13 protein-coding genes are annotated in these 15,701 nt (G+C 66.4%); 6 read left to right on the forward strand and 7 right to left on the reverse strand.

The window, feature by feature from the left end:
- The first annotated feature begins 183 nt into the window (after window positions 1–183).
- Window positions 184–1,719 (forward strand): chromosomal replication initiator protein DnaA, encoded by a 1,536-nt coding sequence (dnaA, locus tag MLP_RS00005; RefSeq protein WP_407939021.1) that lies wholly within the window; start codon window positions 184–186, stop codon window positions 1,717–1,719.
- Window positions 1,720–1,756: 37 nt separating this feature from the next.
- Here dnaA and MLP_RS00010 read toward each other — a convergent pair whose 3' ends face one another.
- Window positions 1,757–2,035 carry a maleylpyruvate isomerase N-terminal domain-containing protein gene (locus MLP_RS00010; RefSeq protein WP_041789539.1) on the reverse strand — a complete coding sequence of 93 codons (279 nt, stop codon included), beginning with the start codon at window positions 2,033–2,035 and terminating at the stop codon, window positions 1,757–1,759.
- Window positions 2,036–2,464: 429 nt separating this feature from the next.
- Here MLP_RS00010 and MLP_RS00015 point away from each other — a divergent pair, with 429 nt between their 5' ends.
- From MLP_RS00015 to MLP_RS00035, 5 genes are all read left to right on the forward strand, one after another.
- The gene (locus MLP_RS00015; protein ID WP_013860905.1) at window positions 2,465–2,863 is read left to right on the forward strand and encodes a hypothetical protein; all 399 of its coding nucleotides are present in this window, start codon (window positions 2,465–2,467) and stop codon (window positions 2,861–2,863) included.
- A 154-nt stretch (window positions 2,864–3,017) separates the two neighbouring features.
- Window positions 3,018–4,178, forward strand: coding sequence for a DNA polymerase III subunit beta (dnaN, locus tag MLP_RS00020; RefSeq protein ID WP_013860906.1), 1,161 nt, complete (start codon window positions 3,018–3,020; stop codon window positions 4,176–4,178).
- A 105-nt stretch (window positions 4,179–4,283) separates the two neighbouring features.
- Window positions 4,284–5,321 carry a phosphogluconate dehydrogenase (NAD(+)-dependent, decarboxylating) gene (gene gnd / locus MLP_RS00025; protein ID WP_331442791.1) on the forward strand — a complete coding sequence of 346 codons (1,038 nt, stop codon included), beginning with the start codon at window positions 4,284–4,286 and terminating at the stop codon, window positions 5,319–5,321.
- Window positions 5,322–5,739: 418 nt separating this feature from the next.
- Complete coding sequence (locus MLP_RS00030; protein WP_269453375.1) at window positions 5,740–8,079, forward strand: FHA domain-containing protein; 2,340 nt, start codon at window positions 5,740–5,742, stop codon at window positions 8,077–8,079.
- 102 nt (window positions 8,080–8,181) lie between these two features.
- Window positions 8,182–8,826 (forward strand): hypothetical protein, encoded by a 645-nt coding sequence (locus MLP_RS00035; RefSeq protein ID WP_013860909.1) that lies wholly within the window; start codon window positions 8,182–8,184, stop codon window positions 8,824–8,826.
- An 18-nt stretch (window positions 8,827–8,844) separates the two neighbouring features.
- Here MLP_RS00035 and MLP_RS00040 read toward each other — a convergent pair whose 3' ends face one another.
- The 6 genes from MLP_RS00040 to MLP_RS25850 all read right to left on the reverse strand — a co-directional run bounded on the left by MLP_RS00040 (window position 8,845) and on the right by MLP_RS25850 (window position 15,328).
- Window positions 8,845–9,384 (reverse strand): hypothetical protein, encoded by a 540-nt coding sequence (locus MLP_RS00040; protein WP_013860910.1) that lies wholly within the window; start codon window positions 9,382–9,384, stop codon window positions 8,845–8,847.
- Window positions 9,381–9,980, reverse strand: a complete 600-nt coding sequence (locus MLP_RS00045) for a hypothetical protein (RefSeq protein WP_156820973.1) — start codon at window positions 9,978–9,980, stop codon at window positions 9,381–9,383. The genes MLP_RS00040 and MLP_RS00045 overlap by 4 nt, the downstream gene beginning before the upstream one ends.
- Window positions 9,977–11,323, reverse strand: a complete 1,347-nt coding sequence (locus MLP_RS00050) for a hypothetical protein (RefSeq protein ID WP_013860912.1) — start codon at window positions 11,321–11,323, stop codon at window positions 9,977–9,979. Before MLP_RS00050 ends, MLP_RS00045 begins: the two co-directional genes overlap by 4 nt.
- Before the next feature lie 26 nt (window positions 11,324–11,349).
- Complete coding sequence (locus MLP_RS00055) at window positions 11,350–11,985, reverse strand: DUF721 domain-containing protein (RefSeq protein WP_083843641.1); 636 nt, start codon at window positions 11,983–11,985, stop codon at window positions 11,350–11,352.
- Window positions 11,978–13,117: a DNA replication/repair protein RecF gene (recF, locus tag MLP_RS00060; protein WP_013860914.1), complete on the reverse strand. Its 1,140-nt coding sequence runs from the start codon at window positions 13,115–13,117 to the stop codon at window positions 11,978–11,980. Before recF ends, MLP_RS00055 begins: the two co-directional genes overlap by 8 nt.
- Before the next feature lie 99 nt (window positions 13,118–13,216).
- Window positions 13,217–15,328, reverse strand: coding sequence for a protein kinase domain-containing protein (locus MLP_RS25850; RefSeq protein WP_013860915.1), 2,112 nt, complete (start codon window positions 15,326–15,328; stop codon window positions 13,217–13,219).
- Window positions 15,329–15,701 lie beyond the last annotated feature (373 nt).

Genomic DNA, 15,701 nt, shown 5'->3' on the forward strand with positions numbered 1-15,701 from the left:
ATGTCCTTCCCGAACTCGGCCCCCGCGGTACTTCCGCTGATCAAGGCGGCAGGCAAGCCCGATCCGCCGACGCCGCGACCGACCGCCAAGACAGAACCTGTGGAGAACGAGGCAGTGACTGACGTGAGCGGCAGCGATACCAAGCTCGCTTGGGAGCACGTCCACGCGACCTCTCCACCGGAGTTGCGACGCTGGCTGGACAACTCCAAGCCGGTGGCCATGCATCAAGACGCCCTGATGGTCGCGGTGCCCAACAACTTCACCCGCAATCAGCTCGAGGGACGGTTCCGGCCCGACATCGAGGCCCAGCTCAGCAACTACTTTCAGCGCTCGGTCCAGCTTGCGGTGATCGTCGACGCCACCATCACTCCCGAGGTGCCCCGGCCCGATCCTGATGGCACCAATGCTCGTCTCGATGGTTCCCTCGGCGTTGCTGCGGCCGGCAGGGCCCTGCCACCCACCGGGACCGAGCAAGCCAGGCCGCCAGCCGACTATCTGACCCCGAGCGCACCGCGCGCCGCCCTCACGAACTCGACGGCGCTGTCCTTCGACGACTCCTACGCGCCCCATCCTGGCGTGGGCCAGCACCCGGGGGCTCCGCCGTACCAGAGTGCGACAGGAATGCCGTCACCCCTCTCGAGCTCGGAGTTCGATGGCGCGTCCCGGCCTCGCAAGGAGATCGACGCCAAGCTCAATCCGAAGTACACCTTCGAGACCTTCGTCATCGGCTCCTCCAACCGGTTCGCCCACGCAGCAGCGGTCGCGGTCGCAGAGAACCCGGGGAAGTCCTACAACCCGCTCACCATCTACGGCGAGTCCGGGCTCGGCAAGACCCATCTGCTGCACGCCATCGGCCGCTACGCCCGCGACTACTTCGAACGGGTCCGCGTTCGGTATGTGTCCACCGAAGAGCTGACCAACGACTTCATCAACTCGATCAGCCAGAACAAGGGCGCCGAGTTCCGCCGCCGGTACCGTGACGTCGATGTGCTGCTGATCGACGACATCCAGTTCCTGGAGGGCAAGGAGCAGACTCAGGAAGAGTTCTTCCACACCTTCAACACTCTGCACAACGCGCAGAAGCAGATCGTGATGACCTCCGATCGGCCGCCGAAGAACCTGGAGAACCTGGAACCGCGGCTGCGGAGCCGATTCGGCTGGGGACTGATCACCGATGTGCAGCCGCCGGACCTGGAGACCCGGATCGCCATTCTGCGGAAGAAGGCGGCTCAGGAGCGGCTGGTGGCCGGACCGGACGTCCTGGAGTTCATCGCCAGCCGGATCCAGACCAATATCCGCGAGCTGGAGGGAGCCCTGATCCGCGTCACGGCCTTCGCCAGCCTCAACCGGCAGCAGGTCGATCTGGCGTTGGCCGAGGTCGTGCTGAAGGACCTCATCCCCGAGGGTGGGGAGGCGCAGATCACCTCGGGGATGATCATGGCCCAGACCGCGGCCTACTTCGACCTCACCATCGACGATCTGTGCGGGCAGAGCCGTACGCATGTGCTGGTCACCGCCCGGCAGATCGCCATGTATCTGTGTCGCGAGCTGACCGACCTGTCACTGCCGAAGATCGGCCAGCAATTCGGCGGCCGGGACCACACGACGGTGATGCATGCCGAACGCAAGATCAAGAACCAGATGTCGGAGCGCCGCTCGCTCTACAACCAGGTCACCGAGCTGACCAACCGGATCAAGCAGCAGGCCTCCCAGCGCTGAGCAGCCTCCCCTTGGCCGGACTGGCTCCGTGAGCGCGTCAGACTCTCCCCAACCGGCGGCTGCACTCGGCGTGTCGCTCCAATCCGAGCACGATCGCGGCCGATGCCACGCAACTCACGGCACGAAATGGTTGCCGAGTCTGAGCCGCCGCCCAGTGATGGACACCGGCGAGGTGTTCGACCAGGTCGACGACCCGCCACTCGCCGCACCACGGCACCGGCGCAGCGGGATCGACGTCGCCGATGGTCGCGGCGAACTCCCGCTGCAGGTCTGCCAACAGTTCCAACGGGTCGAACTCATCCACTGAGTTGTCCACAGCACCATCCTGGCCCGAACCACGGCCTGTCTGCGGCAGACAGTGACTCGAAGATCGCGATTGTGTTACAGCGACCCCACACCTGGGGGTAAGTCTGTGGAAAACCATGCCTCCTGGGGATAACTCGTGGATGTCGGCGCCAGAACTGGGCGTACGACGTGGAGACTCGGACACGGCCGGCGACCTGTCCGCAAATCCTCCCCGTGTAGTTTTGCGATGGACACAACGTCGGCCACATCGCCGAACGTGGGCTGACCGGCGCGGACACCTTGTTGTCCACACCTTCCACAGCACCTACGACGACGACTATGAGTTACATGTCATTTGATGACTAGAAGTCAGGTCTGTGTGCGGCTCGGCGGTCTGGTCACCCCGACCAATCGTCGAGACCGATCGACCTAAGACAGGCAACAGCAAAGGAGAGGTGCCGTGGGCTTCTTGAGCAGACTGTTCGGGCGTGGCCACGCCGACGACGAGAGTGACTCGGCGGACGTCGTGATCCAACTCGACCAGGAGTTACGCAAGCAGCAACTGCTGCGGCTGGAGCAGGCGCTCGATCAGCTCACCACCGAGATGCGCGAATGCGACTCACTCGACAATCCGGGATGGCGCATCCGGGTGAACGAGTACGCCCGACTGGCCGGTGAGGCGATGCTCGTACGCCGCAGCGAGGTCACCTGGGACGCGGTCCTCGATCTCGTCTTCGAAGTCAGGCCGTTGTTCAACAGCGACCCGCCACCCGGCAAGGAACACCTGCTGCCCCTACAGGAGGCTGTCCTCGCGGCCGCCGAGGAGTTGCGAGTGCTGGGGCCATCGGAACGACCGTAGGAGACTGAGCGCGGCTCAGCTCGGCCGCGACGAGCAGTGCGTGGGCGCCGCTGGCGCAGCACCGTATGATCGTCGTCCAACGCCCCGGGGCATGCCCGGGAGTCGTGTGCGCGGGTTGCCTCGGATGGGCAGCCTGACATCGGCAGGAGGCACAGTGAGGATCCGACTCGAGCGAGACACGTTGGCCGAGGCGGTGCAGTGGGCCGCCCGCAGCCTGCCAACCCGTCCCAGCGTTCCCATTCTCGCCGGCCTGCTGGTCCGAGCCGATGCCACCGGTGTGGTGCTGTCCAGCTTCGACTACGAGACCAGTGCCAAGATCACTGTGCAGGCCGACGTCGCCGACGAGGGGGAGGCCCTGGTCTCTGGGCGGCTGCTCGCTGACATCTGCCGGAGTCTGCCGGCCAAGCCCGTCGACCTCACCGCCGACGGCACGCATGTGGAGCTGGTCTGCGGCAGCGCGCGATTCACTCTGCAGACACTGCCGGTAGCCGACTATCCGACCTTGCCGGCGTTGCCCGAGGCGACCGGGACCGTGCCGAGCGACCTCTTCGCCCATGCCGTGGGGCAGGTCGTCGTCGCCGCCGGTCGTGACGAGTTGCTCCCCGTGTTCACCGGCGTACGGGTGGAGATCGAGGGGGAGACCGTCTCGCTGCTGGCCACGGACCGCTACCGGATGGCGTTGCGCGAGTTCACCTGGAACCCGGCGACCCCGCAGACCTCCGCTGTCGCACTGGTCCCGGCCAAGGTGCTCTCCGACACCGCGCGGTCGATGGCGGCCGGTGAGCAGATCATTTTGAGCCTCGCCTCGTCGGGTGCCGGTGACGGCATCATCGGTTTCGAGGGTCACGGCGGCGGAGGCGATCGGCAGACCACCACCCGGTTGCTGGACGGGGAGTTTCCCAAGGTCCGGCACATCATGAACACCCAGCCGGTGATGACGATCCGGCTCAACACCGCCGACACGATCGCGGCCGCGCGCCGTGTGTCGTTGGTCGCCGAGCGGAACACCTCGCTGCGGATGCTGATCGGCGAAGGTGTGGTCACGCTGGAGGCAGCGACCGGGGACCAGGCACAGGCCTCGGAGGCGCTCGAGGCCGTGGTCGAGCAACAGTCCGGTGGCGACCTGGCGGTGACCGCGGCGGGCTTCAATCCGACGTACCTGCTCGATGCCCTGGGTGCGTTCGACACCCCGTACGTGAACGTGGCGTTCACCGCACCCAACAAGCCGTGCCAGCTGACCGGCCTCGCCGAGATCGATGGCGATCCGATCACCGATTATCGGCACGTGATCATGTTGATGCGGCTGCCGAGCTGACTCCCAAAGCCAATGCTGTTGTGACCCCGGCTACATTCCGCGGGTGAGTCGCTGCTAGCGTGCGGGACGACATCCGCCGAAAGGGGCTCTTGCATGCAATTGGGAATGGTCGGGCTTGGTCGAATGGGGGCCAACATCGTGCGGCGCCTCATGCGCGACGGGCACGAATGCGTGGTATATGACGTCAGCGCTGATTCGGTAGCCGAGTTGGCGTCCGAAGGAGCCATCGGAGCGAACAGCCCGGAGGACTTCGTCGCCAAGCTCAGCGGGCCGCGAGCCGTCTGGGTGATGATCCCGGCGAGCCTGACCGGGAAGATCGTCGACCAGTTCGCCGAGCTGCTGGAGCCGGGCGACACCATCATCGACGGTGGCAACTCCAACTACCGTGACGACGTCCGGCGGGCTCGCAAGCTCGCTGAGCAGGGCATCAACTATGTCGACATCGGCACCAGCGGCGGTGTGTTCGGCCTCGAGCGCGGCTACTGCCTGATGGTCGGTGGTCCGGACGAGGCCGTCGAGCGACTGGATCCGATCCTCAAGACGATTGCGCCGGGTGTCGGTGAGATCGAGCGGACCCCCGGTCGCGAGGGCGAGCTGGCTCCCGAGGAGCAGGGCTACCTGCACTGCGGGCCGTCGGGTGCCGGACACTTCGTGAAGATGGTCCACAACGGCATCGAGTACGGGATCATGGCAGCCTTCGCCGAGGGCCTGAACATCCTCCACAATGCCGATGCGGGCATCCGTGAGGCGGCGCACTCCGCGGAGATCGCCCCGCTGGAGGAGCCGGAGTACTACCAGTTCGACATCGACACGGCCAAGGTCTCCGAGCTGTGGCGTCGTGGTTCGGTCATCTCCTCGTGGTTGCTGGACCTGACGGCCGCTGCGCTGCAGGAGAATCCGAAGCTCGACGGACTCGCCGGCCGGGTGTCGGACTCCGGTGAGGGTCGCTGGACCGTCAAAGCGGCCGTCGACGTCGGTGTGCCGGCCCCGGTGCTGGCGGCATCGTTGTTCGAGCGGTTCGCCTCGCGCGATGAGGACCGTTTCGCCAACCAGGTGCTGTCGGCCATGCGCAAGCAGTTCGGCGGGCACTCGGAGCTGCCGGCGGGTCACTCGCTCGAAGCGGGGGCGGCTAAGGCGGACTAGTTTTGGTTTGTTTGTCCGATGTGTGGGGTGGGGAGGGCGTCTCGCCCTCCCTCGCTCCGCAAGCTCCGCTCGGGAACGCCCGACCCACCCTGACGCCCTCCCCACCCCACACCTGCAGTTCGCTAGTCCGCCTGGCCTGGTGGGTTGTTTGGGAGGGCGTTCCGCCCCAAAGCTCCGCTCGGAAACGCCCGACCCACCCTGACAGCCTCCCCACCCCGACTCCCCTCACTGCGCAGATCGACCCACTTGCTGGAGCCTAGTCCGCCTGGCCTGGTGGTTGGTGGGAGGGCGTTCCGCCCTCCTCGCTCCGCAAGCTCCGCGCGAAATGGCCGACCCAGCCTGACGCCCCTCAGTTTCTCGTTTCGCCGGAAAGTGGGTCGTGCCGTGGATAGGGTCGGCCGTTGTGGATCGACTTCAGGTGCGATGGTCCGGGGGGACTCGCACATTCGACGGTGATCGAGTGCTCATCGGGCGTGAGCCCGATTGCGACATCCGGGTCACTGACGGCGAGGCTTCACGGCGTCACGCCATCCTTCATCGAGAAGGAGGCCGTTGGACCGTCGTGGACTCGAGCAGCAATGGGACGTTCGTCGAGGGCCGGCGGATCGACCGTCTCCTGGTGACTGGCCGTCCGGTGACGCTTCGTCTCGGCACACCTGAGGGCGAGTCGGTGTCGGTTGCCAGCCTGACTGCCTTGCCCGAGGCCACCAGGCTCCCGATCGTGCCGCCGGGTCAGTTGGCGCATGGGCAGACCGTCGCTCGGGCCGAGCACCTACAGGCGGGGCGCAGTCTGAGCATTGGCCGTGACCCCGACAATGACATCGTCCTGGACGATCCGCTGGTGAGCCGCCATCATGCGCGGCTCGACCCGTCAGGTCTTCAGCGTCCGGCGATCCTGCACGACCTGGGCAGTTTCAACGGCACCTTTGTCGATGGCCGCCGAGTGCCGGTCAGCGCCGAGCTGACCATGGGTGTCGAGGTGATTCTCGGCAACCAGACATTTCGATGGGATGGCCAGCAGCTCCTCGCCTCGGCCACCACCCATGAGTGCACGTTGTATGCCGATGGCATCACCACCGTGCTGCCGGACGGCCGAAAACTGCTGCAGGATGCGAGTTTTCAGCTCCGCCCGTCCAGTCTGACGGCGGTGATCGGACCATCCGGTGCCGGCAAATCGACGATGTTGGGCGCACTGACCGGCCTACGACCGGCAACGCAAGGCCGGGTCATCTGGCATGGACACGACCTCTATGAGCACTACGAGCAGCTGCGGTTTCAGATCGGTCTCGTGCCACAGCAGGACATCCAGCACCCTCAGCTCAAGGTCCAACAGGCCCTCGACTATGCCGCCAAACTTCGGTTGCCGCCCGACACCACCGCTGCGGAGCGGACTGCCCGCGTCAAGACTGTCGCCGATCAACTCCAGTTGACGGCCCGCCTGGACAACAGGATCGGCACCCAGCTCTCAGGAGGGCAGCGGAAACGGGTGTCGATCGCCACCGAGCTCCTCACCGCTCCGCCGCTGCTGTTCCTGGACGAGCCGACATCCGGCCTGGACCCGGGCTTGGATCTCGAAGTGATGAGGCAGCTACGGTCTCTGGCCGACGACGGTCGGGTCATCGTGGTGGTCACCCATTCCGTGCTGGCGCTCGACCTCTGCGACAACATCATGGTGCTCGCGCCCGGCGGCAGAATCGCGTACTTCGGTCCGCCCGACGGTGTCTTGTCCTACTTCAGCTGCAGCAGCTATCCCGAGGTCTTCGATCTGCTCGACAAGCCTGACCTCTGGCAGCGCATCCCTGCCCGCTCCCCGTCTGCCGGGCAGGCTGCTGCGCCGGTGGTCAATCACCACGGCGGGGTCCCTAGCCCTCCTGGTCGATCGCTTGCTCGGCAGTTCGCGACGCTGATGTCACGCAACATCGCTGTGGTGAAGGCCGACCGACTGCTGCTCGGCATGCTGGTGTTGTTGCCGCTCATCCTGGGCGGTTTGAGCCGTCTCGTCCCGGGTGAGAACGGCCTCTCGCTGGACGGGACCAGCAGCTGTCCAACGGGCACTGAACGGGTCCCGGACGGCTGTCGGCGACCGGACGGCGGCATCATCGATCTGATCTTCTATGCGGGTGAGGCAAACCAGCGGCTGATCGTGCTGATTGTCGCGGCGTGCCTGATGGGAACGGCCATCGCGATTCGTGAGCTCATCGGCGAGCGACCGATCTTCAAACGTGAGTATGCGGTCGGGCTCTCCACTTCGGCGTACTTCGCAAGCAAGGTGCTGGTCTTGGGCACGGCGGCGTTCCTCCAAGGTCTGGTCGTCACCTTCATCGCCACGGCCGGGCTTCCAGGGCCGGACAGCACCGACGGAGTCCTTCGAGTGGCCCTGGCCATCGGTGCGCTCGCCTTCACGATGGCTGTCGTGGGGCTCGTCTTGTCAGCTGTGGTGACCAGCACCGAGCAGACCATGCCAGCGCTGGTGGGGGTCGTCATGCTGCAGTTGGTGCTGTCCGGCGCGCTCTTCGAGATCGCCGGCCGCCAGGTCCTCGAACAGGTCGCGTGGCTCTCTCCGTCCCGCTGGGCCTACGCTGCCTCCGCGTCGACCCTGGGCTTGGTCCGCGGTCAGCATGACCGCGATACCGAGGACTGGATCTCTCTCGCCGGCACCGAGCACTATCTGATGGACCTCGGGATCCTGGGATTGCTGGCGGTCGCCTACCTCGGTCTGGGCTTCCTGCTGGTCCGACGAAGCGCCAGTAAGGACTGATACCCGGCTGAAGATCCCGGAGCCATTCATCGTCACCGGCTGCACGAGTCCGCTTCCGACAGGTGCGACCCCGCGATCTCTCGCCCTCCTACACTGACTCAGGTGACTGTGGCGCCCACCACCGAGCCCGAGCGCCCGACCTACCCGGAAGCTCGGCGGGCGCGTACCTGGTGGTGGTTCGGCTCCATCGGTGCTGCGATCGCGTTGGTGATCGGTCTCGTCTGGGTGGCCGGCGGGTTCGAGCCGCGGACCGACGTACGGACCGAGGTGACCCCGGGGACGACCATCTCCACCGGTCCGTACGAGTTGACCTTCGACCGGGCGACCGTCCAGAAGACCCGGCATTTCTCCGAGAAGCGGCTGGTCTGGGAGGTCGTCGTGCACGGCAGCGGGCGAACCACCGGTGACCAGGCCATCGCGCCCAGCTCGCTGAACTGGTTCACGACTGCCCGGGACCCGGGTTCGGGGACTGTCTTGCAGCCCACCATGCAAGGCTTCCGATCTGTCGAACAGGGCGCCTCCGGGGGTGCCTTCTTCACCCCGGGTCTCGGGCCGATCCCCTATCGACTGACCTTTCAGTTCTCCGGCGACCTCCCGATGCCGAGCAGCATCGACCTCGCGGTGTGGGAGCTGGAATTGCGTGATCGGAGTCTGCTGCAGACCGGTGAGCTCGACTGGGCCCGGACCAACCATGTCTCGGTCTATCCGGCGATGCCGCTGCAACAGCTGCCCGACGACGTCAGCTGATCTGACTCGAGGGATTCCTCAGCCGGGCGGGACGAGCACCTGTCGAGCGCCGTGAACGGCGGAGTCCTCGACCACCACCCCGGCGAGCTCACCGACGTACCGCTCCGGGACCTCGAAGGTGATCTCCAGCGGATAGCCGCGTCCTACCTCCATCGAGGCCATCGTGCAGCGTGGCTCGAGCGTGCGTGAGACATAGGTGCTGCTCTCCTTCCAGGTTCGCCGATTCGGCCCGAGCAGCTGGAAGTTGCAGTACAACGACTCGTTCGGATCCTGGCGCACGACGTCGACTCTGGCGATCACCCAGACCGCGTTGTCGGCCGGCGGCTCGACCTGATCCGTGATCGAGTCGACCAGCTGCGTGGTCTGGACCAGGCTCACCAGCCGGAACTCCGCACCCATCGCCCGGGCCGGCTCCCCCGGATCGAGCTGGGTATAGCGTCCGTAGTCGGTCAGGCCTTGGATCGCGACGGTGCTCCACACGTTGAGGTAGGTCAGCACGGCGAGAATCACACAGCAGGCCCGGAGCCAGGCACGGCGGCGTTGGTCGACCGGGCTCATGGCAGTGCCTCGGCGGCTGGAGAAGACTCGACGTCCAGATCGCGCCCACGTGCCGCCTGCCGCCACTGGTCCGCATTGTCGGCCGTGATACCCAGATGGATCCTGGCCCGCTGGTGATACGTGCTCACGATGCTGCCTGACCAGATCTCCAGAGTCAGATCGTCGATCTGGGCAGGATCGACCTCGAACACCAGCGCTTGACGCTGGCGAAAGCCCGGCTCGGCATCCAAAGCCGTACCTGACCAGTTGTCATAGGTCCGTGCTTGGGTGACCAGGTAGGAGTTGCCGAGCCTGACCGCCTGACGACCCGGCACGGCGAGCATGACGTCGACCTGTACGAACATGCCGCTGGTCTCTGCTGCCACCTGGTCGTTGCGGACCAGACGGGTGCCGACCTGGACCTCGCCGGCGGTCACCTCGGCCTGGTCGATCGAGACAGGTTCGTTGCGGGTCCCTGTGACGTACTCGAAGCTCGGTGGCTCGTTGACTCCGATTCCGATGGCACTGAATGCCAGACAGGCCAAGGCCGCCACGACACCCATCACCCGGGCGCGGGAGACCCGGGTCACTCGACGCGTACGTTCCCGGGTGCTCACGTCGCCTCTTGGTCTTCCGGAGTCGTCTCGACGTCGACGTGGTGCGAGCGTGCCCAGAACAATTCCAAGCAACGACGGAACGCGACGGCGAGCAGACAGATCCGCAAGGGTTCCAGCAGGATGTCCGGGATCAAGTCGAAAGAGGTGCCGTAGGCGTACCAGAAGGCGATCGGCTGGCCGGCGAAGAGACGGTTGGTCAGCATCTCCAGACCGCTGTCCGCCATCACGAGCGCGGAGTAGACCGCCACGTAGGCACCCAGGAACACCACCCCGGCGCGCAGCACCAGGCGCAGGGAGTGGAAGGTCGGCAGATACTTGTCGTCGATGTCGCCGAGAAAGGCCTCCTTCAGTTCCGTGGCCGCCCGACCGACTCCGGCCGGCGGCGGCAGCTTGCCCTTGGCTCGGCGACGCTCGGCATGGCTGGCGAACACCGTCGAGCCGGGCACCTTCGCCAGGTACGGCTGTCCCTTGCGCCAGAGCTCGGCCAGCGACAGCACCTGAGTACCGAACACCAGCGCCGCGACCGCGAGCCAGACGACCGGTTGGACCAGCGCCTCCCACAACAACGGCCAGACCTCGTCGGCGAGGAAGCCCACCATTCGAGTCACGATCACCGGCAAGTGGATGGAGATGACCGACAAGGCATCCAGCAGGTGCTGCCACCAGCTGTCCAACCAGGCCATGAAGGCCCGGTCCGCCAGCCACAGCTTGGCTTGCTGCCAGATCCGCACCCCGCCCATGATGACGACGAGCATGAAGAAGGTCTCGACCAGCGCGACGGTCAGGCCGAGGGCCCGGATCCCGGAGCGTTCGTGCCATGCATCCAAGCCGCGCCGGAGCAGATAGATCGTCACCAGACCGGCCAGAAACCACCACGGGTGCTCGACGGCCGCCTGGTTGAGGGTGCCGAGGATGGATGGTTGGTCGGTGACCACCCCGCTGCGGAAGAGCTGTTCGTACGCCAGTTGAGCGGCCCGCTCGGAGACGTCGCCGAAGACCGCGTAGATGCCGAGAAAGGGCAGCAGAGTGAGCGAGACGAGCCTGGTCAGACTGCTGTCCCGGTCATCGGAGACCAGCTCGGCATCGGGGATCAGCTGCCTGACCCCGAGGTCTTGGCCGACCAACTGCAGCATCACGACGATGGCCACCAGCTGTGCCAGGAAGCTGAAGGAGAAGATGGCCAGGCCGGCCCACGAGTTCCACTCACCTGCCGTGATCGCCAGCCGCTGAGCGAGCTCGGTGCCGAGCCAACCGAGCAGATAGACCGTCAACAGCTGAGGCAGCAGGCGCCACCACACCCGACCGGTGTCGAGCACCAGGATGCGGAGGTCGGCCCAGATCACCCGAGGCAGCCTAATCCGGACACCGGTCAGCCATAGGTGTCGCGTGGCCCGCGACCGTCTCGGATCGAGAGCGGACCCTTCTTCCACGAGGGGCCCTGCGGACCGAGCACCTTCACCCGCGTCACTGTGCCATCGCCGAGCTGCTCGTTGAGCTTGGCCACCAGCTGGGGAGCCATGGTGCGCAGCGAGGTGGCCCAGACGGTCGACTCCGCACGCACCGTGAGCACCGTGTCGGCGTACGACTCGGGCCAGGAGTGTGCGGCGTTCGTCGGACCGACCAGCACCGGCCAGCGGGCCAGCAGCGCGCGGACGCTCAGATCGGTGCTCCAGCCCTTGGCTTCGACCAGCCGGTCCAGCGCCGCACTGAGCAGCTTCGGATCCCGGTCGTCGGGTGCGGCGCCGGAGCGGACCTGGTCGACCGGTGCCGAGTGTTTCGGATGCTTGCGTCGTCGACGCTGCTGGGCGCCGACCGAGTTGGCGATCGAGCGGGCCAGCTCCAGCCCGGTGGGATCGTGCGGGCTCTGGTCCGGTGCACCCTTCTGCACGGAGTCGCTCGGGTTGGTCGGCTTCGCTCCATCTGTAGACCGAGCAGAGCCGACAAACCCGAGCGGATCTGCATCGGAGCGTGGGTCCGACGGCTGAATCGGGGTGGGGTCACTCATCGGCGGTCACGTCACCAGCGGCGACCCGATATCGGTGACCGGCCAGCTCAGCCGGTACGTCAGCACCGACGGCGGCCGTCACCAGGACCTGCTCGGCGCTCAGCACACTGCCCGCGAGTCGCTCCCGTCGGACGCTGTCCAGCTCGGCGAACACGTCATCGAGCACCAGCACCGGCTCGACGGCGTCGGCACGCAGCAGCTGGAACGACCCGAGCCGGAGAGCCAGGGCCAGCGACCACGACTCGCCGTGGCTGGCGTACCCCTTCGCCGGCATCGGTCCCATCATCAACATGACGTCATCGCGGTGTGGGCCGACCAGACAGAGTCCGCGCTGGATCTCGTCGGGGCGTCGTTCCTTGAGCCCGAGGGTCATCACCTCGGTCAGCTCATCGCGGGTCAGCTCCGGGCTCAGCTCCAGGCCCGACTTGTACGTCGCGGACACGTCGGAATTGGTCGGTGCGATGTCGGCGTACGCGGTTCGTACGTGTGGTGCCAACTCGGCCAAGGTCCGCAGGCGGGCCGCCAGCAGCTCACCGCCGGCCGCGGCCAGATGAGTGTCCCAAACGTCCAGGGTGGAGGCCGCCTCAGACGGCGGCGGCTTACCGCGGGACCGGCCACTGAGGGACTTCAACAGCGTGCTGCGCTGCCGGAGCACCCGGTCGTAGTCGGCGCGTACGCCGGCGAACCGCGGCCAGCGGGCGACGACCAGCTCATCGAGGAATCGGCGCCGCTCGGAAGGATCTCCCTTGACGATCGCCAGATCCTCCGGAGAGAAGACCACCGTGCGGAGCACACCGACCAGCTCGCGGGCCCGTCGCAACGGTGATCGGTTCAGTCTGGCCCGATTCGCCTTTCCCGGCGTGATCTCCACTTCCAGTTGCACCTGACGGTGGTCGTCCAGCCCAGCCTGGACGCGGGCCCGAACGATCGCCCGCTCGGCGCCGAACCGGACCAGTGGGACCTCCGAGGACACCCGGTGAGACGACAGCGTCGACAGGTATTCCACCGCCTCGACCAGATTCGTCTTCCCCTGGCCGTTCGCGCCGACGAACGTCGTCACCCCGGCTCCGAGCGGCACGTCGACCTGCAGGTACGACCGGAAGTCGGCCAGCTGCAGATGATCGACGAACACCCGCTAACCCTACGATCCTCCGGCCCAGAAGTGAGGACCCCAGAAGTGAGGACGATGAGGCCTGGCCCGACTGGTGACTGCGATGTGGCTCACCTTGGCTCAGCGAGTGGTCCAGGCCGGGGTCGCGTAGCGGGGGGCGGTCAGACCGAGCGGCGCCGGCTCTCCTCCGTCGGCAGGAACCAGCCAGATGTCCTTGCTCTCGGTTCGATCTCCGTTGGCATCGCGGTTGGAGATGAACGCGATGGTGCGTCCGTCGGGGGACCACGACGGCATGTTGTCGGTCGCTGCACCACTCACCAAGGTCTTGGGCGTGCCGCCGCGAGCAGCGACGGTCATGATGTCGTGATCGGAGAGTCTGCTGTCGGCGTTGAACTTCTCCCCGCGGGGCGGTCCGACTCGTCGTCGGAATGCCAGTGACTCCCCATCGGGGGACCATTGCGCGTCGCTATCGGCTTCCTCGGGGCTTTCGGTGACGGCTCGAGGATCAGATGACCCGTCGAGCGGCATGACATAGATGGCGCCGCCCTCCTCGCTGGTGTCGGAGAGGGTCCCGCAGAACGCGATGGTCTTGCCGTCGGGCGAGATGGCGGGGTCGGATGGTTGGAGATCGCCGGTGTTGAGCTTGCGGATGACCGTGCCGTCGATGTCCACGACGACGAGCTCTCGGGGCCCGTCGCTGGGTTGGCATTCGAGCACGAAGACCGACTGATCGGTAGGTGACCAGGCCTTGTGACTGATCCGACCGCAACCGGCGGGCGAGTCGAAGAGCAGACGTCCGTTGCCTCCGGCGGCCGGCATGGCACGGACGGCGAGCCCGGCGTCGATGTAGGTGATGGTCCGTCGGTCAGGTGAGATCCCGATCCCGAAAGGACTGCCGTGCAAGACCGCGTCGACCTGCCGGGACAACGTCGGATCGGCCGTGTCGACCAGCCACAGCTCGCCCGGAGGGGTCAGCTTCTTGTAGCGAGGAACCAGGAGCTGCGTCGCACCGATCGCCGGCCCGACGGGGAGGTCCAACGTTTCCCGGTCCTCAGTGCTTGGCGCCGGGCTCGGGGTCGACGAGGTGGCTGCGCCGCCGCCTGGCTCGGGTTGCGCAGCCTCGCCGTTCGACCATGGGCGCAGCAGGACCACGCCGATCGTCACCGCGAGCGCGAGGATCACCGCCGCGGCAGCGATGATCGCCGTCGGTGCCCGACGAGATCTCGACGGAACCGGCGCGGCCATCGATGCGGGAGGTGGCACCGATGATTTCAGGACCGTGGGGGGCGTCGGATAGCTGATGGTTGCCGGTGACGGGGTAACGCGGGGCGGCAGTTGGGTGGCGGCCGGCTGCCGGCGGTCCGGGATCTGCGGGAGAGCCGGCCCATCGGGGTAGGGCTGCGACGGCCCGAGAGCGATCTGGACCCGCTGCAGGGCGCGACCGAACTCGGCGGCGCTCGGGTAGCGGTGGTCAGGACTCTTGGCCATGGCCTGGGCCAGGGCGGTCTGCATGCCGTCGGAGACATCGGCACGGTCGATGGGCGGCACGGGCTGAGTGCGGATTCGCTCAACCAGATCGGGCGCTTGGCCGGCACCTGCCGCTTGCTCCAACGGTGTCCGTCCGGCGAGCACGGTATAGAGGGTGGCGGCGAGGGAGTACACGTCACCACGCTGGTCTCCGCAGGCGCCGGCGGTGAACAGCTCCGGCGGGGCCCAGGGCACCGACATGGCGTGCACGTCGGTGCCGATGGCCGCGGCGATGCCGAAGTCGGCGAGGGCAGGTCGTCCGTAGTCGGTGGTCAAGATGTTGGCTGGCTTGATGTCACGATGGAGGAGGCCAGCGCGATGCATGGCCTCGACCGCGCCGGCGATCTCGATGCCGATGGACAGCGCCTCCGATTCGGAGAGCGGGCTCACCCGATAGCGATCCTCGAGGTTGGGTTGCGAGCAGTACTCCATGACCAGATAGGGCCGCGCGTCGTCGGAGATGCCCGCTCGGTGCACCGTGACGATGGACGGGTGATTGGACAATCGAGCCAACACGTTCGCTTCGTCGATGAAACGACGAACGGCCTCGTCGCTGAGCCTCTCGGAGAGCACCTTGATGGCTACGAGTCGGTCGAACCAGAGCTCCTGGTACAAGAAGACGTCGGCGAATCCGCCTGAGCCGAGGTGTCGTACGAAGGAGAAGCCAGAGATCACTGGCGGCGAGCCAGTAGGTCGCTTGGTCACGTCAATCAGACTTTCGAAGATTCGCGGTAGGCGGCGGAACGATCTCGACGCGAGCTGAAACGATATCGGAACGGGGACGAGTGGGGGCGAGATTCTGAACTTCCGTGCCTGCGCCGACCACCGCTCATGGGCTCAGCGGTCGCCCTGAGCCTTTTGACGGCCCTGGGGTGCGTATCCGTGGTCCCGCGCGGTACGGCACACGGCCCAATGGGCGGTTCTGAGGCTCCTAGGGCCCTTCCAGTGTGTTTCGACCCCTGGCAGATGCGGTGTCTGACGATATAGCGCGGTAGACTGTGAGTTGTCCCGGACGGCTGCGGATCCGACCAGATCACAGCCGTCCCTGTGTTGTCGTGCCGCCCTCGGCTGCGACCCG

This window comes from Microlunatus phosphovorus NM-1, assembly GCF_000270245.1.
Taxonomy (GTDB): domain Bacteria; phylum Actinomycetota; class Actinomycetes; order Propionibacteriales; family Propionibacteriaceae; genus Microlunatus; species Microlunatus phosphovorus.